Source organism: Nocardioides sp. AN3 (assembly GCF_054653495.1).
The window spans coordinates 158,294-172,897 of sequence record NZ_BAAIGC010000007.1 but is presented as its reverse complement, the minus strand read 5'-3'; the positions used below and the strand labels follow the sequence as shown (position 1 = coordinate 172,897).

Below are 14,604 nucleotides of genomic sequence, written 5' to 3'. Positions count from 1 at the left end.
GAGCTCCGATGGACCTCACCCAGACCCGCACCTCCCTTCACGGGATCGCCGAGCTGCTCCTGGCCGGGCCGCAGTACGCCGCTGGTGGCGGGATCCGGCTCCGTGTCCTGACGAACGGGATCGCCACGACGGCCGATCCGGACCTGCGGCTCGAACGGACCGAGCTGGTCAGTGCCCGCGGCCGCTTCCCTCTCGTCGGCACCTATGCGGAGGTCGCTCGCGCGGTGGGGATCACCCCGCGTGAGCTGGACGATGTCTACCGAGACCGTGCGCCGGTCACTGTCGAGGACCGCATCGAGCTCGACGCCGACGACCTGGCGGTCCTCGTCGAAGCTCTCGCCCTGGGCGAAGCGGCGCTGCGCGAGCTTGCCCCGGACCAGCAACCGGTGCTGTGGCCGGAGCACCTCGACGTCGCGATCAGCGTCGGCGAGGTGAACTACGGCGTGTCACCGGGGGACGCGGCACATCGGGAGCCCTACGCCTACGTCGGGCCCTGGCAGCCCCGGACCGGACCGTTCTGGAACGAGCCGTTCGGAGCCACGCGTCCGATGGCGGAGCTGGGCGGGCACGAGGAGCTGCTCGCCTTCTTCCGCGAGGGCGCCGACCGAGCAGCGGCCGACCCCGTCGCCGTAGAGAACGAGCGGTGAGGGCCCACCGGTGATGGGGCCCCACCGGTGATGGTGCGGTCCTCACCCGGCGATCACCGAGGCTTCATCCCGCTCGGGGGGCGAGGATGCGGCCGATGTTCTCCTCGGAGAAGAAGTCCACCGGCGACAGCGACCCCGCCACGACGCTGACGAAGTCATCCATGGCCGGCTGATGCCCGGAGACGGCCCCGAGGACCCGTTGCAGCTCGGGAGGCGGTGGCTCAAGCGTCGCCATCTGGGAGGTGAACTCGTAGATCGGCACGGCCTTGGCATCGCGTTCGGCCTGCCAGGAGACCATCACGTCGTCGTACGGCTTCCCCTCGCCCAGCCAACGGTCCACCGCATCCGCGCAACGCTCCGCGTCCAGGAAGGCGTCCGTGATCCCCTGCGCGGTGATCGGGTCCTTGTTGTAGCCCGCGTCGCCGACCAGTGCCCAGCCAGGACCGAACGGCTTGCGGAACCAGCCCGGGACCGCTCCACCCAGGAACGGTGCCTCCTGACGAGCGCCGGCGACGCGGGCGGCGAAGTCCGGCACGAGCTCGAGGGTCTTCCGGAAGTTGCCCGGGACGTCAGCCTTGAATGCTTGGGCCTCGGCGTAGGGCCAGCCCATCACGATCATGGTGAGGCCGTCGTGCGTCGGGGCGCAGGCGAACCCACGGTCCGGGCGGATGAACGTCTCCATGCCGTTGGCGGGCAGGCCGCTGACGTAGGTGTAGTAGGCGTACTGGAGACGGGGTTTGGTGTGGTATTCCTCCGGCCGCACGGCCTTGACCACCTGGCTGTTTCGCCCGTCGGCCCCGATCACGATGCGCGCGGTGTCCTCACCCTCGGCGGTCCTGATCCCCCGGACGGCGCCGTCCGGATCCATGACGACGCCGTCCACGTGGCACTCCTCGCGCACCTCGACGCCTGCCTCCCGAGCGGCGTCGACGAGCAGGGCGTCCAGGACGGTACGACGTGGCGCGTAGCCCATGCCGACGCCCTCGACCGACCTCGGCCGGCCGCTGATGGTGAACGGCCCGAAGTCGAAGGAGTACCTCGTGATGGGTGGGCACCCGGTCGCCACGAGTCGGTCGAGCAGACCCCACCGATGCAACGCCGCGATGCCTGGCGCGTGGACGATGTGCGTGGACAGCGTGTCGCTAGGGAACGCGGCGCGGTCGACGGCGAGGACCCGGTAGCCCTTGCGGGCCAGCAACATGGCGGTCGGCGAGCCGGCGACTCGGGCTCCGATGACGATGGCGTCGTACTCGGTCATGGTGCTCTCCTGCGATCGGTGGGTTGATCGGTCTTCGAAGAGCGTGGCCGGTCCCGACCGCCGACGGATCCGGGAACTCCCCTATCGGGAGGTCCGTTCCCGCGGGCCCTGTTCGGTGGCGGCTCGCACGGAATAGGCGGCGGCTTCAGCACGGTTGCGCAGACCCAGCTTGGCGAGCACGTTGCCGACGTGGTGTTCGACGGTCTTGCGGCTGATGAAGAGGCGCTCCGAGATCTCGGGGTTGGAGAGCCCTTCGCCGAGGAGCCGCAGGACTTCGGACTCGCGCACGCTCAACACCTGTCCCGAGGGCCGCGGCGACGCCACCTTCTCACCCAGCTGGCGAAGGAGGCCGGCGGCAGCATCGGCGTCGTGCAGCGCCTCGAGACGCTCGAACGCCTGCAGAGCGGCCCGTGCTTCGGCGATGGCGACCTCGCGGTTGGTCTCGCCGCATGCCCGGGCCAGATCGAGACGGCAGAGGTTCGCCTCCCACGGCAGCTGGGCGCGGGTGAACCCGTCGAGAGCGGCGCGCAGCCAGGGTCGCGGGTCGTCGTGCGCCGCCCGCCCATGCGCTCGGGCGGCGACCGCCGCTGCGTAGGGCGATGGATGCGCGACCGCACAGGCGTCGAGGTCGCAGACCGTCTGGCCCGGGTCCTCACCGCACGCCACCTGCGCCTCCACGAGCAGGGCCAGCAGCGGGAGGCAGGCGCTATTGTCCGGATCCGTTCGCCGCACCGCGTGCTCCAGGAGGTCGAGGGCGAGCGCGTTCTCCCCTCGAGCCAGGTGGAGGAAGGCGCGTGGCAGGACCGACTCGTCGTCGTCCTGTCCATCGAGGAGCCGCTCCGCCTCCTCGAAGCGCCCCTGCCTGACCCGCAGCTCCGCCAGCCGCGCCAGAGCGCCCGCCCTGAGCGTGCGCCGAGCCTCGGTCCACAGCCGCACCGCCTCGGTCAGCGCCGCATCGGCCTCCGGCCACCGACCGGCCGCCGTGAGGATGCCACCATAGTGCGTGCGGCAGTACGCACTGACGGCCGGCAGTCGGCGTCGGTCGGCGATCAGCTCCCCCACGCGGATCCATTGCTCAGCCCGGTCGACGTCCCGCGCGCGCTCGCACGCGGAGAAGAGCTGGCAGAAGATCTCCTCGATCACCAGGAAGCTGTCGACGTCGCCGCCCGCGACCGCGGCGAGGGCCTCGTCGAGCATCGCCATGCCCTCGTCGACACGGTCGTCGTGGACCAGACTCGCGCCCAGGTAGGCGAGCGTCGAGAACGTCAGCTCCATGTCGTGGGACCGGCGCCCTGCCTCCAGGGCGGCGCGAAAAGCCCGGTGCTTGTCAGCACGACTCGGCGCGAACATCCCCTCCGTCAGCGCGACCCAGCCCAGCTCGGCATCGTCTGGCTTTTCGGCGAGGAGCGTCTTCGCGCGAGCGATCCAGCCGCTCGCCACCGCCCAGTCGCCGGTGGTGGAGCCGTGCATGCCGCCCAGGATCCGCGCGACGCGGGCGGCATCCGACGCAGCGCCGACCGCCCGGTAGTCGGCATACGCCGTCTCCATCTCCGCAATGGCGCGCGGATAGTCTTGCAGGACGAACGACGCCGAGGCCATCCCCTCCCACACCGCCCCTGCTCTGTGCGAGGGCTCTGCCGACATGGCGGCCGCATAGGCCGCACGGGCGGCCGCAGCGTCGCCTCTGCGCAGCGCGGCACGCCCTTCGCCGGCCAGCTCGGACGTCACACTCCGATCCTCCTCCGCCGCGGGCGTCGTCGCTCAGGCCGCCTGCGCGACAGCGTCTGCGAGGACCTGAGCCGTGCGCTGTGGGGCCTCGTCCGGCAGCAGGAACACCGAGCCGGGGATCGTCACGAGGGTCACGTTCGGAGCCGCCTGGAGCGTGGCGCGCTCGCTGTCGGTGAGCCCTCCGTCGCCCTTCTCGGCGTGAACAACCCACACCGGCTGGGCCATCGAGGCCAGCTCGACCGCGTAGTTCCGGTCTGCGGCGAGGTAGTCGAGATACTCGCGGCACACCCGGAGCGAGTCGCTCGCCCTGTTCTGCTTGAGGTCCTCGATCAGCTCGGCCTTGTGCCGCTCAGGCGTCGTGGCCGACCTGGCCATCAGAGGCAGGAGCCGGAGCATGGCCGCCAACGGCCACGTGCCGACCTTCTGCGACGTGCGCACCAGCGCACGGAAGGCCGTGGCCTCGTCCGCGGTGGTCAGGCTGATCCCGAGCAGGACCGCCGGGCCGCGGAACCGTCCGGACAACACCATCTCGAGCGCCACTGTGGCGCCGTGGGAGAAGCCGGCCACGACGTCGCACCCGTGTTCCTCAGCCAGCTCGCTGGCCCTGCGGGCCATGGCGGTGATGGACGCGTCGTCCTCTGTCAGTGGCGCGCCCGCCATGCCCGGAAGCGTGGTCGCCACCAGGCGCACCCCGGACAGTGCCGGCTCCGCCATCACCAGGTCGAACGATCGCGCGGCATTCGCGCCGCCCGGCAGGAGCAGGACCGAGCGACTCGCATCCGCCGGCCCGCGGATCAACCGCTCCCAGGCCTCCCTCATCCCTACCTCCCGCGCGTCGTCGGGGTCTACCCGCGACGGTAGGACGCCACGGTCTCTGTGGGAAGGGCGCTCACATGCGAGGGCGGCCAGTCCGGCCGCCCCCCTGGGGGGATCACTCCACTGACGTCACGCCTCCGAGGCGGAGATCGACCGGAGCAGGTGTTCGGCGTCGAGGGCGGTGAGCGGCTGGCCCAGATGGAAACCTTGCCCGAGATGCACGCCGAGATCGCGCAGCACGGCGAGCTGGTCGTCGCTCTCGACTCCTTCGACGACGATCTCGACGTCGAGGTCGCGCAGGAGGCGGATGACACCGGCGAGCACCGCAGAGGGGCGGGCCTCGGTGGTGGCCTGTTGTAGGAAGCTGCGGTCGAGCTTGACGGTGTCGACATCGAAGTGGTTGAGGTAGCCCAGCGAGGCCTGTCCGCTGCCGAAGTCGTCGATGGCGATGCGCACACCCAGGGCACGCAGCGTGCCGATCTGCTTCACGGCGTCGCCGATGTTGTCGATCAGGGCGGACTCGGTGATCTCCAGCTCGAGCGCCCGGGCGGGGAGCCCTGCGTGATCGAGTGCCTGCACGACGTCGTGGACGAGGTCCGGCGACGTGAAGTGCATCGTGGAGAGATTGGTGGAGAGCCGGAGCGGAAGTCCCAGCTCGGCGCTCCACCGCTGGATCTGTGCGGCCGCAGCCCGCAGCACGAAGGCGTCCAGGACGATGACGGCCCCGGTGCGCTCAGCGGCGGCGACGAACTCATCGGGGAGGACGGACCCACGGCGGGGATCGTGCCAGCGAGCAAGGGCTTCGAACCCGACGATCTGCTGGTCGTGCAGTCGATAGAGCGGCTGGTAGTTCACCTCCACGTCGCCGCACTGCACCGCCTGCATCAGACGCGCAGACGTCAGCGAGTGCTGCATGGTCGACCGCAGGGGCTCGTGCTGCCCACGCGTCAGCCAGGCCAGGAACAAGGCGACCAGCACGAAGATGGCCAGTCTGAGCAGCCAGTGGGCAAGCTCCTGCGGCTCGCCGGTCGCGACGTCCGCAGGAAGGGCCGGCCCGGCCAGGAGTCCCGCCGTCAGGGCCGTCGCAACGACCATCGGCCAGGTCAGGCGTACGGCGGCCAGGATGATCGGCAGGTAGAACAGGTGTGGTGAGGAGGAGTTCGAGCCACCGGCGGCATAGCACGCGACCCAGGCGAGTCCGAGCCCTGCCAGTGTGGCGGCCACGGCCAACCACGCGCGGGCTCCGGTGTAGGCGATGAAGGCGATCCGTAGGCCCACGCCGCCACGACGGGTGGCGTCGACAAAGGCGGTGGTCACGAGTCCTTCTTCCGACAGTGGCCGATGATCCTCGGTGGTGTCGACGGACGGTAGCTCATCGCCGCGGCTCCATCGGGATCGGGGTGCTCTCCCGGAACAACGAGGCAGGTGAGCGGCGGTCACGAGGTCGCCGCCCGGTGGTTCCGCTTGCGCTTCTCATGTGCCAGTGCAACGACGACGAGCTCGTCCGCTTGCACCAGGTAGACCAAGCGGTAGGGAAAGTCGGGCACGCGACGCGACCTCACGACCGGTTTGCTGTCCCACCCCGGCCACACGGGGCCCGACTCAGGCCACGTGAGAACAGCGTCAATCAGCAGGTTGACACTGACATCGAAGCGATCCCCCAATCCCGCGACGCCGTCCTCGTACCAGCCGATGTCCCCCGCAGCTCGGCATTCGCTTCAGGGTGGCAGCTGACGTTCAACGTCAACGCTGTCGCGCAGCTATGCGTGAGGAGCCGGCCGCTCAGACACTGAGTTGCGTCAGTGTCGAACGCCGAACACGACATCGTCGGCAAGCATCCTCGCCACGGCCTCCTCCTCCACAGCAAGCCCGTGCCGAGCCATGGACAGAGCAAGCTCCGGGTCCCATGGGGACTCGGAGGGCTTGCCGACCAGGGCCAGCGAACCGGTGCGCATCTGCTCGACCGCCTTCTCATAGTCCTCGGAGCTGAAGCGCCACGGCGTCCAGGGCACCCGGCTGCTCAGCGCACGAGCGATCCGGAGCCCGGCCCAGTCGAAGTCGCCGTGATATCGGCACGCTGCTCCCCCGCGCGTGAGCGCTGCCAGCAGCTCGACGACCGCCGCACTCGGCTGGCCCGACGTGCAGACGAGCACCGGACCGTGGCCGTCGGCTGGGCCTGGGTTGGCCGACGACCAGCGGGCACTGACGACCTCGATGACGGACGGGTTCTCGCAGACGTAGACGCTGGCATCCGCAGGAAGAGAGCGAACGCCGCCGGCTCGGACCTGATCCAGCGTCAGCACAACCGGCATCCGCGCAGCTCGAGTGGCGTCGAGCACCGCTGCGGTCGCGCCCGCGCGCATCGAGTGCGCGCGCTCCATGTCCGACCGTTCGCCGGACACCCCGAGACACAGCACCGTCGAGGCGACGTTGGAGAGCACGACGCCCGCCGCCGCCCACGTGTCACGTGCCGAGCGCCCGCGGCCGGCTGTCGCGGACTCGGCCAGATCCAGATCCTCATCCGCGAAGACCGCCGCGACGATCGCTTGGACAAGCCTCCCCAGGGGTCGCCCCTCATCCAGGCCGTGGGCGTCACCGGTCACACGCCGGGCAAGAACCGCCAGCGGCTCCCCGGAAGCGGGAAGCGCCTCGAGGACAGCCGCCGCCTGGGCCACCAAATCCGCGCCGACCGCCGGCCCGAACTCGATGCCCGTCCGCGTAGCCTCAGCGCGAGCCATCCGCTTCAGACCGCCACGCTCACACCAGCTCTCCCACCAGGACGGCAGGTGGGAGAACCGCTCCAGGGGTGTGCCCAGCCCGGCGTAGGCCTCACGCCAGGCCGCCACATCACGCGCCCGCTCGGCCGCCGCGTCCGCCACCGGGCCGGTGAGCGCCTCCACAGCGTCGGCCAGTCCCGCTGCCCAGGGGCCACGGCGCAACATCTCCTCGACGTCGGCGAGGTCGACCCGAAGGGTCGCGCCGGAGCGTCGCGGGCGGCCAACCAGAGAGACGATGGCCGAGCGTTGTGCCGGCGTGGGCTGCTTCAGCACCACGACGCCGGTGAGCCTCTGCCCCGCGGCGTCGAGGATGCGGGCGCGCACACGCTCGACGAGCCAGGCCGTCTCGGGGCCGCCGAGCAGTCGGTGCAGTGCGGACCGGTCGTCGTGCGTGAGGTCCCTCATGCAAACAGCGACTCCGCCTCGGCATCTCCGCCGTCGGACCTGGACGGGTCACCGGCGCGGGCCGAGTCGTCGATCTCGCCGAGGCGCTGGCGCCGGCGCCCGTCCCAGCGCCATCTGGTGACGCCGACCGCATCGACGCCCTCGATGCGGGAGAGCTGGGCGATTGCGAGACCCGGCACCTGCGGGTAGCAGCCCCACTCGCGTTCGGAGGTCATCACCACGTCCAGGTCGAAGGTGGCGAGCAGACCGAGCGACTTGGCGCGCGAGTCATCGTCGACACCGGCGAACGCCTCGTCGAGCAGGATCAGACGCGGAGCGAGCGGACCGGCGGAGTTGTAGTGCGAAGTGGCGGCGGCGAACAGGGGAACCGAGACGGCCAGCACCTTCTCACCACCCGAGGAAGGCCCGGAGGCCGAGCGCCACGACCCGTTCTGGAAGCGCTCGACGGAGAACGCGTGCCAGCGCCGGTAGTCGAGCGCGGACTCCAGGTGCTCGACCCAGCTGCCAGTCGGATCGGCCTGGCGCTCCTCGGCGATCCTGGCCTGCAGGAAGTCGCCGATCGCCGTCCGGTCCGCCGGGGTCCAGGTCGCATCCGAGCGGAGCATCAGGTCGCGGGCGGCCGCCAGCCCGGTCGGCCCGTCGGCGCGCTCGCGCCACTGCACACGCAGCTGCATGCCGGTGGAGGTCTTGCGGGTCGACAGCTCGCGGTTCATCTGGTCGATCTGCTCCTGGGCACGCTGGAGCAGCTCATGGAGGTGGCCCGCCACCTCGTTGACCAGGTGGTTCTCGAGGATCTCGCGCTCCTTCGCGGTGAGCAAGCGCTCCCGGTCGGCGAGGTCGTCGGAGATTCGCCGGGCGAGCCGGTCGACGTCCACCTCCTCACTCAAGTAGCGCACGCGGGCGATCGAGACGTCGCCGCGCTGGTCCATGATCGCGGTGTGACCTCGGCGGCTCATCTGGGCGGCCAGCTCGGTGTGCCCCGTCGAGACCCGCTGCTGGACCCGCAGCCAGGCCTCGTCTGATTCATCGACGCTCGTGAGGCGAGCCTCAGCGGCACGCGCCAGGCCGACCGAAGCCGTGAGGTTCCACTCATCGGCCACGTTCGGGTGGGGCGTGCTGAGCTCTGGCAGGGCGACCCGAAGCAGACCCGTGGCGGTGAACGCGCGTAGGGCAAGGATCCGATCCTCGCGCTCGGTGGCAGCCTCCTCCCGGCGTATCCCCAGCTCGCGGACCTTCTCCTCCAGGCCTCCCCGCCGACCCGACGCTTGGTTCATGGCCTGGGCCAGCCGGTTCAGCTCGGCCTTGGCCGCCGCCGTGGCGCCGGCGATCTCAGCGAGCTGTCGCTCCAGCTCGGCGACCGAGGCGCCGACGGTCGCGCGAAGCCGGTCGGCCCTCGCTCGCAGCCCCGTCGCCTCGGTACGCCGCGAACGCGCCCGCGCCTCACGTTCGCGGAGCGTCGCAGCGGCATCCTCGGCGCGTCGTCGCGCCTGGTCGCCGGCGACAGCGGCCTCCTCGGCGGCATGGCGGGCGGCGCGCAGCTCGACCAGAGCCTTGTCGTAGTCCCCGACCGCCTGCAGAGCCTCGTCAAGCGCCACAGGCGTCGTGCCGAGACCCAGGTCGCCGGCCGCCTCGGCCAGCTGGGCCGCCCTCTCCTCCGCCTCAGTGTCGGCCTGCTCCCAGGCATCGCGGGCCACGGCCACCGCGGCTTGCGCGGCCACCGCCTCCCGCTCGGCATGGCCGACCTGCGCGTGGACGTCGACGAGCGCCCGCTCGGCGTCATGCGGGTAGCGCCGCAGCTCGTCGGCGACCTCGCTCCTCTCCTCGGCGAGACCTGCCAGGAGGGCGTCGAGGTCGGCGATCTCCTGCTCGATCCGGACCTTCTCCTCGCGCAGTCCCGCGAGCACCTGCTGCCGGTAGGCACTTCGTGCACCAGCGCCGACATACTCCGCCTGCGCCTTGGCCCACGTGCCTCGTGCGGGTCCGGCACCCCACCGTCCCTGGGCGTCGACCCAGAGCGCCGCCCCCGACGATTCGCCGTGACCGATCCGGGCCAGGACACCCTCCGCAGCCGCCTTCGAGACGTCGCTCTCCGGCCCGATGGCTGCCCTGAGGGCCGTGCCGAGCACCGGATCGGCGACCGTTGCGCCTGCTGGGCCGAGGACGACGTCGCCCGCGACGCTCAATGTGCCGTCGGGGAAGATCCAGGCGTCCAGCAGCCCCGCGGACTGCAGCGCAGCCTCGAGCCCTGCGCGGTCACCATCGCTCATTCCTTCGACGAAGTCGACGACCTGCCACAACGGCGCGCCGGCAGAGCCGGTCCGTCGCGTCGACTCTCGCCCGGGAGACGGCGGCGGCTCGGGGTCGCGTCCGGACGCGAGATCCGCGATCCGCTCCGAGATCTGTGTCAGGCGCTCCTGTGCTGCTCCCCGTGACTGCTCGGCCCGAGCCCTCCTGTGCCCGACCACGTCGAAGGCCGCGGTCGCCGCCGCCTCGAGCGCCGCGCGGGCCGGCGACGCACCCGACAGGCTCCGCGCCCACTCCTCGGCCAGGTCGGCGAGGGCGTCGGCATCGGACCCGGGATGGAGCAGGCGGAGGCTGTCGAGATAGTCCGCGACGAGGGTGCGGTAGCCAGAGCCACTCTCGTCGAGGAGCGCTCGGGCGGCCTGCACGGCCTCGGCACGGCGAGCCGCGGCCGCGTCGGCCTCATCGAGCCGGACGCGGGCGGTCGCCGACCTCGCACGGGCCTGCTGGGTCTCGTCGGCGAACCGGCGTACCTGAGCGATCTGCTCGCGGCGGCGCGCCAAGGCGCGCTCACCTTGCACACGGTCGGCGACAAGTCCCGGGTGCTCCTCGCCCAAACCGGCGACGATGGCCAGCGCCGCAGCCACCCGCTCGCGCTCGGCGGCATCGCGAGCTGCGAGGTCGCGCTTCTCCTCGGCGTCTCGGGCGGCCACCGCTTCGCGCTCGCCGACCGCGGCGGCAGCCGCAACATCGGCCTCCTCGCGGGAAGCACTGGCCTCGGCCTCCGTGGCGGCCTTCTCGGCCATCCGCAGCCCCTCGGCCTCACGCATCGCGGGGCTGTCGCGCAGCGCCTCCGCCTGCCCTTCGAGCACGCCCTGGTGCTCCTCGGCCTGTGCCTGCGCTCTGCCGAGGGACTCCATTTCGGAGGAGATCGCCGTCAGCGCCTCCTCCGCTTCGCGCAGGTCGCGTCCGGCATGCTCGTACTTCGAGTTGCTGGTCCGGACGGCGGTCGTGTGCCGCCGCGCCGCGACCTCGGCATAGACCCGGTAGTGCTTCAGGAAGTCCTCGGCGGCGCGCAGAGTCTCGCGCGACTCCGCGATCCCCTCGCGCTCCTCCTCCAACGAGCGGAACGACTCTGCGACGTCGGCGACCACGGCCTGGTCGAGCGGCGCGAGCGCCTCGGTCAAGGCAGCGGAGAGCGCCTTCTCGTCAGGCCGCTTGGACAGCTGTGGCTGACGCAGCTGGATCAGGAGGTCGATCAGCGCGGCATACCTCGCCTCCCCGAGGCCGAACAGCGCCTCGTCCACGGCGCGGCGATATGCCTCTTGGGTCGCGTGGACCGCACCCGACGTGCCGATCGCCTCCCGCAGGCGGTCGTTGCCCAAGACTGTGCGGGACTCATCGACGAGGCGCAGGTCGCCGATACGACGGGTCGTCGTGAAGTACCACGTCTTCACGATTCCTCGCCCGGCCGCTGCCTTCAGGCCGATTCCGAGGGTGGTGAAGAAGACGGTCCCGTCGGCGGCGCGGCGACCGAACTCCATCCAGGTGTAGCCCGTGCGCTCCGAGCTGCTGTGGGCCCCACCGAGGAGCAGGTTCCACTCCATCCGCTTCTTCGGGTCCGCATCGGGCTCGACTCGACGCGGTGCGATGGAGCCGTCGAGCAGGAACGGGAGGGTCAGCGCCAGCACCTTGGACTTGCCGGTGCCGTTGTTGCCGCGCAGCAGCAGCCGACCGTCATGGAACCAGAACTGCTCGTCGTCGTAGTAGAACATGTCGACCAGGCCGAGCCTCAGCGGCTGCCAACGCTCCGTGGTGGGTTGCGGCAGCAGCTCGGCGGACGCCCGCGAAGGCGCGAGCCACCCGTTGTCCACCTCGGTCATGTCCTCTTCCTCTCGATGAGGGTCGTGGCGGCCACCGCGAACCGCCGCAGCGCAGGGAGCGGTTCGACCACTGCCGCAGCACCGTCCCCGACCACCCTGACCAGGCCCAGCCCGGCGAGCCGGTCGAGGGCGTCGGAGACGATGGCGTTCTCAGCACCCGGCTCGCGAGTGGTCTTGCGCCAGTACGACCCGTGTTCCTTGGCGAGCCTCTTGACCAGGCGCCGCAGAGCGGCGACGTCGCTGCTGCCGCCGCTGGCCAGATGCTCGGCGAGCAGCAGGGTCGCATGTCCGTCGGTGCCTTGCTCGGGCATCCGTACGTCGGTGAGCTGGTCATCGGGGTCGACGAGCGCGATCCCCTCAGCTCTCAGCTCGGGCACCAGGCCCGTCGCCTCGGCCAGCCGGCGGGTGACACCGACGCGCTGACCGCTGAGCAGGTAGTCGCGCTCAGCGGCGGGCAGCTCGTCGAAGTACACCACCGGATCGCAGAGAAGCCGGCGCGAGACCGACTGGCGCAGCTGCCGGTTGGCCTCGTCCTCGGTGTAGGCCATCGGCGGCTCATGCAGCGCCGCCTCGATCTGGTCGATCGCAGGCACGAAGCCGAGATCCGCCGCGACCATCCCCGGGCTGTGCGGCGAGGTGAGCATGGTGGCCAGCACCCGCCGGTCGACGTCGTAGAGCGCGTCGCCTCCGCCGGCGGCATAGGACTCCTCGTCGCCGGCGACCCGGACCAACACCCCGTAGCCCATCAGCAGCCGGATCGCGGCGACCAGGTCCGCGCGCTCCTCACGGTTGCCGAGCGTGAACCCGATCTCCTCCAAGCCCGGTTGGCGCGCAGCGAGCACGATCTCCTCGGCGAGCCTTCCGAGCGCGACCTGGGGATCGGAGCGCTCGAGCACCGCGAGCGCGAGGCAGAGCAGCACATATCGCCGCCGCGTGAAGGCGGGGTCACCGCGCCGGGCCCGGGCCGGATGCCGCTCGGCGATCGCTGCCGCGGTCGGGCCGACGGGGACATAGGAGGTCTGCAGTCTCACCGTCTGCGACTCCACGACCAGCCGCCACCCGGTCTCCCGCTCGAACCACTCCCGCAGCGCCTCACCGTGGCGCCGCGCCAGTCGGAACAGCTCAGGATCCTGACTGGAGCTGATCACGGGACGCTGGAGCAGCGCTCGCAGGACCCGGATGCGCCCGGCAGCGTCCCGGTCTCCGAGCGCCTCGGAGATCCTCGGCGCCAGATCGAGCCGACTCACAGGACCCCCTCGACCGCCGAGGCGATGTCGACGAGGAAGTCGGGCCCAGTGAGCTCACCGTCGGGCGTCGCGATCCGGGCGATGCCCGCCCCGGGCACCCGGGTGAGCATGACGGTGAGCTCGCCGTCGGAAGTGTGCACCTGCGCTGTCGTGGCGATCGGCCCGATCGCCGCCAGCGCGTCGCCGAGCAGACCGAGGAAGAGCTGGAACGCCTCCGGATCGAGCATGCCGAACGCGGAGAGGGGCTTCGGACCGCCGGTGAGGATACGTCGCCGCGCGGTTGCCGTCTGCTCACTCTCCCTGCGGGCGCGTTCACGGAGCATCGCCTTGGCCTCCGAGCGATCGGCGACCCGACTCGCCTTCCCGCGTCGCTCGTAGGATCCGGTGCGCCGCAGCTGCGGGCTGATCTCGACCGGTGGGGCCTCTGCCCACGGGGTGGCGTTGCCGAGGTCGGCGCTCGCCCACGCATCCTCGGTCGCGGCGGTCACCGAGAGGTGCCGGGCGCTGGTGAGCCCGAAGGCCGAGCGCCACAGGCGGTGCCGGTCCCCGTCGCTGCTCAGCCCGGCGAACCAACGAGCGAGGGTCAGGAAGTCATGGCTGCGATCGGTGATCCCACCTGACTTCTCGTGCAGCGCACGCACCACGGCGAGCAGCGCCGGAATGGCCGCGCGGGCACGCGAGCGCAGCAGCTTCGCTTCGCTCTCCCGCCCTGGGCTGCTCACGAACCACTGCGTCAGCCCGGCCCACTGCAGCAACCAGGTCTCGCGCGCGGTGACCAGCGCGGCCTCCGCCTCCCCCGGCACGGCGTCGAGCGACTCGCGCTCCGCGGCGGCGAGGGCCAGGAAGTCGGCACCCTCCGGACTGATCGAGCCGAGCAGCTCCGCAATGGAGGCACCGCGGACCAGCAGGTCGTTGATGAAGCGCTCGAGGTAGTCGATGAGCTGTTCCTTGTAGGCGAGGAACGCGTCGACATCGGCGTCGTGCAGATCGATGGTGCGCTGGATCGAGCCCATGAAGGCAACCGCGTTCTCAGCCAGCTCACTGAACCGGTCGCGCAGACTGCGCATGGCCTGGTGGGTGCTGGCGGCGTCCACGGACTCGCCGGCATCATGCGCCGCCACGGTGTCGCGCAGATGTGTCAGCAGGACGATGATGTCCTCCAGCGCCACCGACTGGAGTGACCCGCGACTCCCCAGCGCTGCGTCGTACGACGCCAGGGCCCGCTCCGCCGCCTCGCCCGGCCGAGACAGCTGGTAGAGCATCCGTCGCCGGTGGAAGTCCTCCAGGGTGGTCACGCGGCTCGCATCCGGGAACGCATGCAGGTTGCCCCAGCTGTCCTGGGCAAGGCGGTCCAAGGCCTCCGCGACGGCTTCCTCAGTGACGTAGCCGCCGTCGTCGACCTGCAGGGCCGCGTGCACCTGCTCGGCGCGGACGTGGACGGTGAACCTCTCCTTCGCCGACAGGAGAGCACGCATCACCCGACGGTAGAGCGGCGCGTTCGGCGTGGAGAGGTAGGCGAACGGCCCGTAGGCGTCCGCGGCGACCTCGACCGACCGCTCCGACGGCTCACTCACGTTGCCGGATCTTGCCACGCCCCACCGA

General features: G+C 71.1%; 9 protein-coding genes. 1 reads left to right on the top strand and 8 read right to left on the bottom strand.

Annotated features, from left to right (window positions below; all coding sequences use genetic code 11):
• Nucleotides 1-8 precede the first annotated feature (8 nt).
• Nucleotides 9-647: a hypothetical protein gene (locus tag ACYQ1K_RS10875; protein ID WP_459982992.1), complete on the top strand. Its 639-nt coding sequence runs from the start codon at nucleotides 9-11 to the stop codon at nucleotides 645-647.
• 64 nt (nucleotides 648-711) lie between these two features.
• Here the strand turns inward: ACYQ1K_RS10875 and ACYQ1K_RS10870 are convergent, their stop codons facing one another.
• The 8 genes from ACYQ1K_RS10870 to ACYQ1K_RS10835 form a co-directional block, all read right to left on the bottom strand.
• Nucleotides 712-1,905 (bottom strand): NAD(P)/FAD-dependent oxidoreductase, encoded by a 1,194-nt coding sequence (locus tag ACYQ1K_RS10870; RefSeq protein WP_459982991.1) that lies wholly within the window; start codon nucleotides 1,903-1,905, stop codon nucleotides 712-714.
• 81 nt (nucleotides 1,906-1,986) lie between these two features.
• A complete protein-coding gene (locus ACYQ1K_RS10865; protein WP_459982990.1) occupies nucleotides 1,987-3,633 on the bottom strand; it encodes a LuxR C-terminal-related transcriptional regulator in 1,647 nt (548 codons plus the stop codon).
• 33 nt (nucleotides 3,634-3,666) lie between these two features.
• Nucleotides 3,667-4,452, bottom strand: a complete 786-nt coding sequence (locus tag ACYQ1K_RS10860; protein ID WP_459982989.1) for an alpha/beta fold hydrolase — start codon at nucleotides 4,450-4,452, stop codon at nucleotides 3,667-3,669.
• Nucleotides 4,453-4,578: 126 nt separating this feature from the next.
• Nucleotides 4,579-5,766, bottom strand: coding sequence for an EAL domain-containing protein (locus ACYQ1K_RS10855; RefSeq protein ID WP_459982988.1), 1,188 nt, complete (start codon nucleotides 5,764-5,766; stop codon nucleotides 4,579-4,581).
• A gap of 482 nt (nucleotides 5,767-6,248) precedes the next feature.
• Nucleotides 6,249-7,631 (bottom strand): TIGR02679 family protein, encoded by a 1,383-nt coding sequence (locus ACYQ1K_RS10850; protein WP_459982987.1) that lies wholly within the window; start codon nucleotides 7,629-7,631, stop codon nucleotides 6,249-6,251.
• Nucleotides 7,628-11,755, bottom strand: a complete 4,128-nt coding sequence (locus ACYQ1K_RS10845) for a TIGR02680 family protein (protein WP_459982986.1) — start codon at nucleotides 11,753-11,755, stop codon at nucleotides 7,628-7,630. The genes ACYQ1K_RS10850 and ACYQ1K_RS10845 overlap by 4 nt, the downstream gene beginning before the upstream one ends.
• A complete protein-coding gene (locus ACYQ1K_RS10840; protein WP_459982985.1) occupies nucleotides 11,752-13,002 on the bottom strand; it encodes a TIGR02678 family protein in 1,251 nt (416 codons plus the stop codon). The genes ACYQ1K_RS10845 and ACYQ1K_RS10840 overlap by 4 nt, the downstream gene beginning before the upstream one ends.
• A complete protein-coding gene (locus ACYQ1K_RS10835; protein ID WP_459982984.1) occupies nucleotides 12,999-14,576 on the bottom strand; it encodes a TIGR02677 family protein in 1,578 nt (525 codons plus the stop codon). Before ACYQ1K_RS10835 ends, ACYQ1K_RS10840 begins: the two co-directional genes overlap by 4 nt.
• Nucleotides 14,577-14,604 lie beyond the last annotated feature (28 nt).

Excerpts from the sequence above, each read along its gene's own strand:
- ACYQ1K_RS10860 (WP_459982989.1), bottom strand. The coding sequence starts at position 4,452 with ATGAGGGAGGCCTGGGAGCGGTTGATCCGCGGGCCGGCGGATGCGAGT.
- ACYQ1K_RS10875 (WP_459982992.1), top strand. The coding sequence starts at position 9 with ATGGACCTCACCCAGACCCGCACCTCCCTTCACGGGATCGCCGAGCTG.
- ACYQ1K_RS10845 (WP_459982986.1), bottom strand. The coding sequence starts at position 11,755 with ATGACCGAGGTGGACAACGGGTGGCTCGCGCCTTCGCGGGCGTCCGCC.
- ACYQ1K_RS10870 (WP_459982991.1), bottom strand. The coding sequence starts at position 1,905 with ATGACCGAGTACGACGCCATCGTCATCGGAGCCCGAGTCGCCGGCTCG.
- ACYQ1K_RS10850 (WP_459982987.1), bottom strand. The coding sequence starts at position 7,631 with ATGAGGGACCTCACGCACGACGACCGGTCCGCACTGCACCGACTGCTC.